This is a genomic window from Streptomyces sp. SID3343, from assembly GCF_009865215.1.
Taxonomy (GTDB): domain Bacteria; phylum Actinomycetota; class Actinomycetes; order Streptomycetales; family Streptomycetaceae; genus Embleya.
In genome coordinates this window covers 1-10,872 of record NZ_WWJX01000641.1, presented here as the reverse complement: position 1 = coordinate 10,872, position 10,872 = coordinate 1, and the positions used below count along the sequence as shown (strand labels likewise).

At 69.7% G+C, this 10,872-nt stretch carries 6 protein-coding genes and 2 pseudogenes; all 8 read right to left on the bottom strand.

The features are described from left to right. Positions 1-748 (bottom strand): annotated as a pseudogene (locus GT354_RS19635) (hypothetical protein); the annotation flags it as partial. Positions 749-1,049: 301 nt separating this feature from the next. Further along, positions 1,050-1,565, bottom strand: a complete 516-nt coding sequence (locus tag GT354_RS19630) for a SigE family RNA polymerase sigma factor (protein ID WP_161357599.1) — start codon at positions 1,563-1,565, stop codon at positions 1,050-1,052. Positions 1,566-1,649: 84 nt separating this feature from the next. Next, positions 1,650-1,913 carry a hypothetical protein gene (locus tag GT354_RS19625; protein WP_161357598.1) on the bottom strand — a complete coding sequence of 88 codons (264 nt, stop codon included), beginning with the start codon at positions 1,911-1,913 and terminating at the stop codon, positions 1,650-1,652. Between the two features lie 224 nt (positions 1,914-2,137). Continuing rightward, the gene (ilvC, locus tag GT354_RS19620) at positions 2,138-3,136 is read right to left on the bottom strand and encodes a ketol-acid reductoisomerase (protein WP_161357600.1); all 999 of its coding nucleotides are present in this window, start codon (positions 3,134-3,136) and stop codon (positions 2,138-2,140) included. 150 nt (positions 3,137-3,286) lie between these two features. Further along, positions 3,287-3,814, bottom strand: a complete 528-nt coding sequence (gene ilvN / locus GT354_RS19615; protein ID WP_161357597.1) for an acetolactate synthase small subunit — start codon at positions 3,812-3,814, stop codon at positions 3,287-3,289. 44 nt (positions 3,815-3,858) lie between these two features. Next, positions 3,859-5,631: pseudogene (locus GT354_RS19610) on the bottom strand (acetolactate synthase large subunit); the annotation flags it as partial. A gap of 238 nt (positions 5,632-5,869) precedes the next feature. Then, positions 5,870-8,623, bottom strand: coding sequence for an EAL domain-containing protein (locus GT354_RS19605; RefSeq protein WP_161357595.1), 2,754 nt, complete (start codon positions 8,621-8,623; stop codon positions 5,870-5,872). An 802-nt stretch (positions 8,624-9,425) separates the two neighbouring features. Beyond that, positions 9,426-10,872, bottom strand: a 1,447-nt coding sequence (locus GT354_RS19600; RefSeq protein WP_161357594.1) for a DUF2079 domain-containing protein, incomplete at its 5' end; no start/stop codon positions are given.

The following is a 10,872-nucleotide window of genomic DNA, read 5'->3' as shown; positions in this document are numbered from 1 at the left end:
TGTGCGGGGCCGGCTCGGGTCGTGCCTCGACCGGGTCGGACCCGGGGGCGAACGTCTCGGCGGACCGCGGGGTCCGGTCCCATGGCGAGCGGGGGACGGGTCCCGGTTCGGATGCGGCCTCGGACTCGGCTTCGGGGCCGCCGCGTTGCCCTGGCTCCGCCCGCGATTCGGGCCGCCGATCCGACCGCGATTCGGACTGCGGTTCGGGCCGCCGTTCCGACCGCGATTCGGGCCGCCGGTCCGACCGCGGTTCCGACCCGAAGTCGGCTGCGGACCCGCGCCCCGGCGCGGCCGCCGGCGCGGCGTCGAAGTCCGCGTCGAACTCGCTCCCGAACGGCGCACCGAACTCGCGGTCGAACTCGGCGGCCGGCTCGGCCTGTGGCTCGTCGTCGAACTCGGGGTTCGGCGCCGCTTCGGAGTCCGGCTGGGACTCGGATTCGTACGCCGGCTCGGGCTCGTACGCCGTCGCGGGCTCGTACGTGCTCTCGGTTTCGTACTCCGCGTCGGGCTCGCTCTCGGACTCCGACTCGTGAACCGGTTCCGGACGCGGCTCGAAGACCGGCTCGACCCGGGTCACCGCCTCGCGGGACGGCGCGTCCTCGAAGTCGAGATAGAGATCACCGAAGATGTCGTCGTCGTCGGCCGGAGGCCGCTCGGCGCGCAACTCGTCCTGCCGCAGCGTGCGCTCGGGATAGCCGGCGCGAGCCGGCACGGTCGTCTCGCGACCCGCGTCCCCTCTGCCCCTCATGTGATTCACGCTCCACGATGTCGGCCCGGAACGGCAAGTCCGGTGCGGCGATGGCACTGCCTCGTTCCAGCATGCTGCCTCGGATGCGGCGCTCGCATGTGAACCGCGAGGGCAATTCCTTCCGGTTTCGCAAATCGTCCGGGATGGACCGACTCCTGACCCCCCGTCGGATGCCTTGCCGGCCAAGCCGATTCCCGGCACCCGATCCGATCCCCGACCGCAGGCACACAGCCAACCACCCCCGGCCCGACGTCCGACCCGTCCACCCGAGCCATCGCGCCCAGCCCCGAAGACCCAATGCCTAGGAACGCCCCGTCGACACCGCTTCCGACCCGTCGGCGAGCAGCACGGCGAGCGAACTGCGCCCGCGCGAGAGGCGGGCCTTGATCGTCCCCTCGGGCGCGCCCTCGTGCGCGGCGATCTCGGCCACCGACAGGCCGCCCATGTGATGCATCACCACGGCGCGGCGTTGCGCCTCCGGAATCTTGCGCAACGCGGCCACCAGCGCGACCGATTCCGGCCCGGGCGCGGGGAGATGGCCGTCGGGACCGTGCTTGATCCAACTCTTGAGTGCGGTGCGGGTGCGCCGCCAGCGGCTGACCGCGATGCGTTGGCCGACGAGTCTGATCCAGGCGACGGGGTTCTCGTAGCCGCTGATCCGCTCCCAGTCCTTCCAGGCCCGGATGTACGTCTCCTGCGCGGCCTCTTGGGCCTCCCCGAGGTCACCGGTGAGCGCGTACAGGTGCGCGACGAGAGCACCGTGACTCTCCGCGTAGAACACGTCGAAGTCGGCTCGACCGCCCGTGTCCCGTCCCATCGTTCCCCCGCGTCCCGTCGCGGCGTCTTCGTCCTGCCGTGATCAGGTACTTTATCCGGCTCGGTACGCGCACCCGTTGGCGGTTCACGTCGCGGAATGTCCGCAGCGAGCGTGTCTCCCCCACCCACGCCCGGAAGCGGGTGATCGGTTCCGCCCCACCCCCACTCGGATGCCGGCGCCGAGCGCGAGCAATCCCAACAGAGCGACGCCGAAGAGGACTCGCGGGCGGCGTCGGGCCGCGAGGACGGCGATGTGCGCCGCGCCGTCGGGCGGGCCGGGGCCGAGGATCCGCGTCACGTCGCGTTCGAGGTCCACGAAAGCGGCGTGCAACGCCTCCTCGCCCGTCATCGTCGCAGTTCTCCCCCGTCAATGTCGCTCGCGATCGTGCGGCGACCCCCGTCCGGTCACACGTGCGCCGGACGGTCGGGGTTGCGCACGATCGCGAGCTCGCCAACGGCGCCGCAACGCACGGAACTTCCCCGACCTGCGGAATGTCCACCACGCTCGGGACGCGCGGATGCCCCGAACCGTGGCGGTCCGGGGCATCCGGTAGGGCGGGGTGCGACGAGGGATCAGGCCTCGTTGGTGACCCAGCTCATCATCTTGCGCAGTTCCTTGCCGGTGGTCTCCAGCTTGTGCTCGGAGTCCGCCTTCACGTACGCCTTGTACTTCGGCAGGCCCGACTCGTACTCGGCCATCCACGCGGTCGCGAACGAGCCGTCCTGGATCTCCGCGAGGACCTTCTTCATCTCGGCCTTGGTGTCGGCCGTGATGATCCGCGGGCCGGTGATGTAGTCGCCCCACTCGGCGGTCTCCGAGATGGACCAGCGCATCTTCTCCAGGCCGCCCTCGTACATGAGGTCGACGATGAGCTTCAGCTCGTGCATGCACTCGAAGTAGGCGATCTCCGGCTGGTAGCCGGCCTCGACCAGGGTCTCGAAGCCCGCCTTGACCAGCGCCGAGGCGCCACCGCAGAGCACGGCCTGCTCACCGAACAGGTCGGTCTCGGTCTCCTCGGTGAAGGTCGTCTTGATGACGCCGGCGCGGGTGCCGCCGATGCCCTTCGCGTAGGAGAGCGCGAGTTCCAGGGCCTTGCCCGACGCGTTCTGCTCGACCGCGACGATGCACGGCACGCCGCGACCCTCTTCGTACTGACGGCGCACGAGGTGGCCCGGGCCCTTCGGGGCGACCATGCACACGTCGACGTTGGCCGGCGGCTTGATGAAGCCGAACCGGATGTTGAAGCCGTGACCGAAGAACAGCGCGTCGCCGTCCTGCAGGTTCGGCTCCACGGCCTCCGCGTACACCTTCGCCTGGACCGGGTCCGGGGTGAGGATCATGATGACGCTCGCCTCGGCGGCGGCCTCGGCGGGAGTGACGACGCGAAGGCCGGCCTCCTCCGCCTTGGCGCGGCTCTTCGAGCCCTCCAGCAGACCGACCCGCACGTCGACGCCGGAGTCGCGCAGCGACAGCGCGTGGGCGTGGCCCTGGCTGCCGTAGCCGAGCACCGCGACCTTGCGGTTCTGGATGATGGAAAGGTCGGCGTCGTCGTCGTAGAACAGCTCGGCCACTTCGTGGTTCTCCTTCAAGACGGGGTGTTTCAGGGGCCACGCCCCGCCGTCATCTTCGCAAACGACGGCGGTACGGTGCCCCGGCGGTTTGAAATGTGGACCGTGACGGTCCGTCAGGCAGGCCGACCCGGAACGGGCCGGGCCGGTGCGTCAGGCCGAGCGTTCCACCGAGCGCAGCGAGCGATCGGTGATCGAGCGACCGCCGCGGCCGATGGCCACGACGCCCGACTGGACGAGTTCCTTGATGCCGAACGGCTCCAGCATCCGCAGCATCGCCGCGAGCTTGTCGGGGCCGCCGGTGGCCTCGACCGTGACCGCCTCCGGCGAGACGTCGACCGTCTTGGCGCGGAACAACTGGACGATCTCCACGACCTGCGAGCGGGTCTCGTGGTCGGCGCGCACCTTGACCAACAGGAGCTGGCGCCCCACCGACGCGGGCGGGTCGAGTTCGACGATCTTGAGCACGTTGACCAGCTTGTTCAGCTGCTTGGTCACCTGCTCCAGCGGCAGCTCCTCGACCACGGTCACCACGATCGTGATGCGCGAGATGTCGGGGTGCTCGGTGGTGCCGACGGCGAGCGAGTCGATGTTGAAGCCCCGACGCGAGAACAGCGCGGTGATCCGGGCCAGGACACCGGGCTTGTTCTCGACGAGGACCGAGAGTGTGTGCTTGGACATGATCGCTGGACTCCTAATGCCTTCCTGATGCCCTGTCGGCCTGGTCAGTCGTCCGAGTCGCCGAAGTCGGGGCGGACGTCGCGCGCCGCCATGACCTCGTCGTTGGAGGAACCCGCGGCGACCATCGGCCACACCATCGCGTCCTGGTGGACGACGAAGTCGATCACGACCGGCGCGTCGTTGATCGACATCGCCTTCTCGATCGTCGCGTCGAGCTGGTCCGGGCTCTCGCACCGCAGCCCCACACAACCCATGGCCTCGGCGAGCTTGACGAAGTCCGGCAGCCGGCGGCTCTGCAGGTCGGTGTTGGAGTAGCGCTGGTTGTAGAACAGCGTCTGCCACTGGCGCACCATGCCCAGGGTGCCGTTGTTGATGATGGCGACCTTGATGGGGATGTCGTTGACGGCGCAGGTGACCAGTTCCTGGTTGGTCATCTGGAAGCAGCCGTCGCCGTCGATCGCCCACACGGTGGTGTCCGGCATGCCGGCCTTGGCGCCCATCGCGGCGGGGACCGCGTAGCCCATGGTGCCCGCGCCGCCCGAGTTGAGCCACGTGTAGGGCTTCTCGTAGTTGATGAACTGCGACGCCCACATCTGGTGTTGGCCCACGCCCGACGCGAAGATCGTGTCGGGGCCGGAGATCGCGCCCAGGCGCTGGATGACCAGCTGCGGCGACAGCGAACCGTCCTCGGGGGTGTCGTAGCCCAGGGGGTAGGTCTCGCGCCAGCGGTTGAGCGAGGTCCACCAGTCCTGGTAGTCGCCGAACCGGCCGGCCTCGTGTTCGGCCTGGACCGCGACCACCAGGTCGGCGATGACCTCGCGGGCGTCGCCGACGATCGGCACGTCGGCGGTGCGGTTCTTGGAGATCTCGGCGGGGTCGATGTCCGCGTGCACGATCTTGGCGAACGGCGCGAACGTGTCGAGCCTGCCGGTGACGCGGTCGTCGAAGCGCGCGCCGAGGGCGAAGATCAGATCCGCCTTCTGCAGCGCGGTGACCGCGGCGACCGTACCGTGCATGCCGGGCATGCCCAGGTGCTGCGGGTGGCTGTCCGGGAAGGCGCCGAGCGCCATCAGCGTGGTGACCACGGGCGCGCCGGTCAGCTCGGCCAGGATCTTCAGCTCGGCCGAGGCGTGCGCCTTCAGCACGCCGCCGCCGACGTACAGGACCGGACGCTTGGCCTCGCTGATCAGCCGGGCGGCCTCACGGATCTGCTTGGCGTGCGGCCGGGTGACCGGGCGGTAGCCGGGCAGTTCGGGGGTGCCGTTCCAGATGAAGTCGGTGGTCGCCTGGAGCGCGTCCTTGGAGATGTCGACGAGCACCGGACCGGGTCGACCGGTGGAGGCGATGTGGAACGCCGCGGCGATCGTGGGCGCGATCTCGGCCGGATCGGTGACCAGGAAGTTGTGCTTGGTGATCGGCATCGTGATGCCGCAGATGTCCGCCTCCTGGAAGGCGTCCGTCCCGATCGAGGCGCTGGCGACCTGGCCGGTGATCGCGACGATCGGCACCGAGTCCATGTGCGCGTCGGCGATCGGCGTCACCAGGTTGGTCGCCCCGGGGCCCGAAGTGGCCATGCACACACCGACTTTGCCGGTGGCCTGCGCGTATCCCTCCGCGGCGTGGCCCGCGCCCTGCTCGTGGCGGACGAGGACGTGGCGCACCTTCGTCGAGTCCATCATCGGGTCGTAGGCGGGAAGAATCGCGCCCCCGGGAATGCCGAAGACCGTGTCCACCCCTGCGGCTTCCAGGGAGCGGATCAGCGCTTGGGCTCCTGTCACCTGATCGGTCATGCGTTCGTCTCTTCTCGATCTGAAGTCGGCATATCGAGTGGGGCGCGAGGCCCGGACCCGTCGGACTACAACAAAAAACCCCCGCTGCCGTCAGGCAGGCGAGGGGGGCGCGCGAACCGACTCTTGCCGGTCAGTTCACGCGCTTCTCAAGTACGAGGATTCGGGTCTGCATGTCCGCGACTCTCCCTCCGAGCGCGTGTACGTGTCAAGCCGACCCGATATCCATCTCATTATGCGAGATTCTTTGTCCATGTCTGACGACTCGTCATAACTGCGGCCGGGGTACCTGGACGGGAAACGGCGTCCGCGAGTCCGGGATCGGCTCGGGTCTGGGGCCTCGAACGGCGCTGTCACCGAGGGGGGTCTGGCCGAGCACGTCGAAGATCGCGTCGCCCGGGACGGCCGGGTGGAACCACGCGCCCTGGCCCTGCTGGCAGCCCATCTCGCGGAGTATGTCCACCTGGGCGTGACTGTCGATGCCGGCCGCGACCAGAGTGAGCCCCGAGTCCAGGCCGAGCCGCACGATCGTGGAGGTGAGCACGGTCAGGTGCGGACACGTGCCCACCTCGGCCACGAACGAACGGTCGATCTTGAGCGCGTCCACGGGCAGGCGGCGCAGGTAGGTGAGCGAGGAGTGGCCCGTACCGAAGTCGTCGAGCGAGAGCCGCACGCCGAGCCGGCGCAACACCGCGATCCGGTCGAGCAGCAGTTCGTCGCCGTCGGGCAGCACGTTGTCGGTGATCTCCAGGGTGAGCGCGTCGGGCGACAGCTCGGCCCCGCGCAGCGTCTGCTCCAGGATGTCGAGGAAGCCGGGGCCGGTGAGTTGCCGGGCCGCCAGGCCCACGGTGACGCCGATCTCGTGGCCGCTCGCGCGCCAGGTCGCGGCGGCGAGCACGCTCTCCTCCAGGAGCCGGCGGCCGATCGCCGAGAGCCGGCCGTCGACGCCGGCGGTGAGCCGGACGCGGTCGGCGCGCACCGTCGCCCCGTCGTTGTCGGGACGGTACAGGGCCGCCTCGACGTCGCGGACGCGGCCGGTGTCGAGGTCGACGACGGGTTGGTAGGTGATGCCGACCCGACCGTCGCGATCGAGCCGGCGCCGCCCGGCGGCGCGGGCCGCGCGCCGCTCGACGTCGGCGTCCATGTCGGGCGTGTACACCTCGCAGCGGCCCTTGCCGCCGTCCTTGGCCCGATACATCGCCGCGTCGGCGTGCCGCATCAGGTCGGGCGGGGCGATGCCGGGCGCGGAGAAGGCGATGCCGATGCTGGCCGCGACCCGTACCTCGCCGTCGGCGATCCGATACGGCGACGAGAGCGTGGACAGCAGGCGCTCGGCGATCTCGCGGATCGCGCGCGGGGTGGGGTCGCCCACCAGGAGAGCGGCGAACTCGTCGCCGCCGAAGCGGGCGACGGTGTCGCCGATCCGGACCGCGCGCTCCAGCCGGCGCGCGGCCTGGACGAGAAGTTCGTCACCCGCGGTGTGCCCGTAGTTGTCGTTGACCGCCTTGAACCCGTCCAGGTCGACGAACAGCACCGCGACCGTGGGGGTGATCCCGCGGCGCTGCGCGAGCGCGTGCTGGATGCGGTCCTCGAACAGGGCCCGGTTGGGCAGGTCGGTGAGCCGGTCGTGGAACGCGTCGTGTTCGAGTTGGGTCTGCAGCTTGATCCGGTCGGTGACGTCACGGCTGTTGAAGATCAGCCCGTCGCCGTAGCGGTTGACCGCCGACTCGGTGTGCAGCCACGTGCCACCCGCCGAGCGGATCCGACACTCGACCCGGACCATCCCCGTGTCGGTCTCGCCGGCCGGGACCGCGCCGTCCAAGAACGCGCGCAGTTCGCGCTGCACCCGGGAGCTCTCCTCGGGATGGATGAGTAATTCCAGTCGGGTGCCGACGAGTTCCTCCGGCTCGAACCCGTACACCCGACGCACGGCGTGACTGACGTACTGGAGCACGCCGTCGCTCGCCGCGATCATGATCACGTCGCTGGAGCCTTGGACCAGCGAGCGGAAGTGGCTCTCCGTGGCGGACAGTTCCTGCGCCATGAAGACGTTGTCGACGAGCGTGATGCCCTGTCGCAACACCAACGTGACCAGCACGGTCGCGCCGACCGCGAGCACGACCCGATCAGGGGCGTGCCCGGCCACCGCGCCGCCGAGCACGCCCGCGGTACAGACCGCCGCCGCGATATAGGGGGTGAGCGCGGACAGCATCGAGATCGTCCGATGTCGGGGCCGCTGCCCCGCCGTTACGCTCTCGCCCGTCCACGGCGCGATCGCCAGCAGCAGACTGCCCGCGAACCAGCCCGCGTCGAGCAGACCGCCGGAGCGATAACCGCTGTTGAGGCCCGGTGTGGTCCACAGCGCGTCGCTCATGACGGTGACCGCGAGCCCCACCAACGCGAGGTTGAGCGCGGCGCGATCACCCGAGCCGGCCCGAAATCGCAGGCCCAGGACCATGCTGATCATCAGGATGTCGAGCACCGGGTAGGCGAGCGTGAGCACGATCTGCAACACGTCGGAGCGGTCGCCGTCGGTACTGCGGGCGAGCGCGAGACTCCAACCGAGCGTGAACAGCGAGCCCGCGATCAGCCAGCCGTCGAGCGCCATGCACGTCCACGCCGCGATGCCGCGTGGACGTTGGGCCACGAGCACCAGGCCGACGATCGTGGGCGGCGCGAACAGCAGGAAGATCACGTCGGACGGGCCGGGCGTGGGCACGGGCTCGCCGAGGACGACCTCGTACCAGCCCCAGATGCCGTTGCCGAGCGAGACCATCGTCGCCGAGAAGGCGAACAGCGCCCAGGACAGTCGCGCCCGGCCGCTCTCGTGGAAGGACTTGAGCAGGCACGAGCCCGCCGCGACGGCGGCCGCGGCCGACAGGCCGAAGTCACCCATGGCGAGCGACAGCGTCGGATTGCCCCAGCCCTGGAGCGCACCGATCGCGTACACGAGGCACAGCGGCGCGATCACATACTTGAGACGCCGCTGCGCAGGGGTGTCGGCCAAGATCAGCAGCCGCACCGGGTCGTCATGGCTCGGCCACTCCAGCAGCAGTGGTCCCCCGGCATTCCGCACTCCCCTCTGCCCGAAGTCGCCACCACGGCGCTTCATGGCACTGCCCCGGCCCCTCGTACCCAGCCGTCAGGCGGGGCGGTCGGCGCCGGCGCGACGGGGGCGAAACCACCCGAGCGTGCGCGTCCCTCAACGCCCCACGACTCGGACGATACACCAACCCGTCACTGTGAGCTTGCCCTACTCAACACAGAGTAACTAATCATGGCCGGCATGGGAGTCCCTTCCCGCGCATTTGTGACAAACTCCCGACAATGGCCGGAAAAAGTGGCTCTGATCAGGGCAAACCTGGGAGTTTCAGGGTCCTCGGGACAGGTCGAAAAGTCCTCGAAACGCCCTCTCGGCGTCCTGTTGAGTCCTCTCGGCGGGCACCGGAGGGCAGCAGGACGCGCCGACGACCGAGTACGCCGAGAGACTCGGACGGCCCAACGCGGCGACGCTCGGTCGTCGTCGGGGCGGCTTCGGGACGGGGTTCGGGACGGGGTTCGGACCTTGGCTCGGGACGTGGTTGGGGACGGGGTTCGGGACGAGGTTCGGTTCGTCGGGTTCGGTTCGTCGGGTTCGGTTCGGGGACGTTCGCGGGACGACACGCCACGACGGTTCGGGGAACGCCGATCCGACGCTCGGCGAAGGTTTCGCCGAGCGTCGGATCGAGGTCGGGGAGACGGCGGAGCAACGCCCGGGCGCCGGCGTCGAATTCACCGGGCCCTGCGCCTGCCGTCCGCCGTCCGCCGCCCGGTGCGGAGGGGCGTCAGGAGCGGCGGAGCAGCACCGCGCCGGGTTCGCGCGCGATCTCGTCGAAGCCCTGTCCCTTGAGATGCGCGATCCAGTAGTTGGCCCAGTCCTTGTTGCCGCCCCACACCTCGACGGCGACGTAGCCGGGCCCCGGCAGGATGGTCGGGAAGTCGGTCACCCGCGCGCGTGTGGTCAGTTGCGGCGAGAAGCTCATCGTCGCCGACACCGTCGCGCCGTCGGGCACCTGGTCGAGCACCTTGTGCGCCGAGTGCACCCGGTCCGGGACCACCCACGCGCGCTTGTGCAACAGATCCATCAGCGGGAAGTCGCGCGCGAGCGCCATCGACACCGCCAACGGCACGATGGCGGCCTTGATCGCATAGCGGCGCAGCCAGTCGACGTGCGACGCCCGCAGGGTGACCACGGCGTCCACGAACGCGGCGAACACGATGGGCATCAGCACGGCGCTGTAATGGAAGTACGTCCCCCAGTAGAACTCGTTGCTGGAGGTGAACCTCCACAGCAGGGTCGGCACGACCATCGCGATCAGCGGCGAGCGCAGCGCGAGGAAGCCGGTCGGCAGCAGCAGCGTGAACAGCGTCATCCACTTCGTGCTCGGCAGGACCATCGACTTGGGCAGGTCCACGACCAGTTCGGTGAGCGGCACCTGGCTCAGCGACGTGCCCGGATCGGCGTTGCCCGAGCGCTGCGACGAGTCGAGATTGCCCCAGAACGCGTACGTATCGTTGGGATTCATCGCCGGCAGCAGCACGAAGATCGCGAGCGCGAACGCCGAGACTCCGACCAGCACATGCACACCGGCGAGTTTCCAGCGCCGGAGGAACAACAGCGGTACGGCCGCGGCGGCGACGGTGAGCCCGAGGTCCTCCTTGACCAGGACCAGCGGCAGCCACCACAGGAACGCCGCCACGTGCCGCCCGAGCATGAAGCGCTCCAGGCCGAACGCCATCAGCGGCACCGCGAAGGCGATCTCGTGGAAGTCGAACGCGATGGCCGACTGGATGCCCCACGACAGGCCGTACGCGATGCCGACGCTCGCCGCGCCGAGCGGGCCGAACGCGCGTGCGGCGATCCGGGTGATCGGAACCACCGAGAGCGCGATCAGGAACGCCTGTGCGACGAGCAGCGTGACGGGTCCGGGAAAGATCCGATAGATCGGGCCGAGCAGCGCGAGGATCGGGTGGAAGTGCTCGCCGAGCACGTTGAAGCCGGGGGCACGGATATCCGAGACCGGTGCCTCGAAGTCGGAGTAGGCGCGGACGACCTGTTCGAACAGCCCCAGGTCGTACGCGTGTGTCTCCATCCGGCGGTGGCGCAGCACCGAATGCGCGGTGTAGATCGCGAAGAACAGGGCCGCGAGCCCGTACGGCAGGGCGGGGGGCCCGAGCCGGCCCTTGACCCGGGCGACCGCGGTCCGCAGCCCGCCGTCGTGCGCGCCCGTC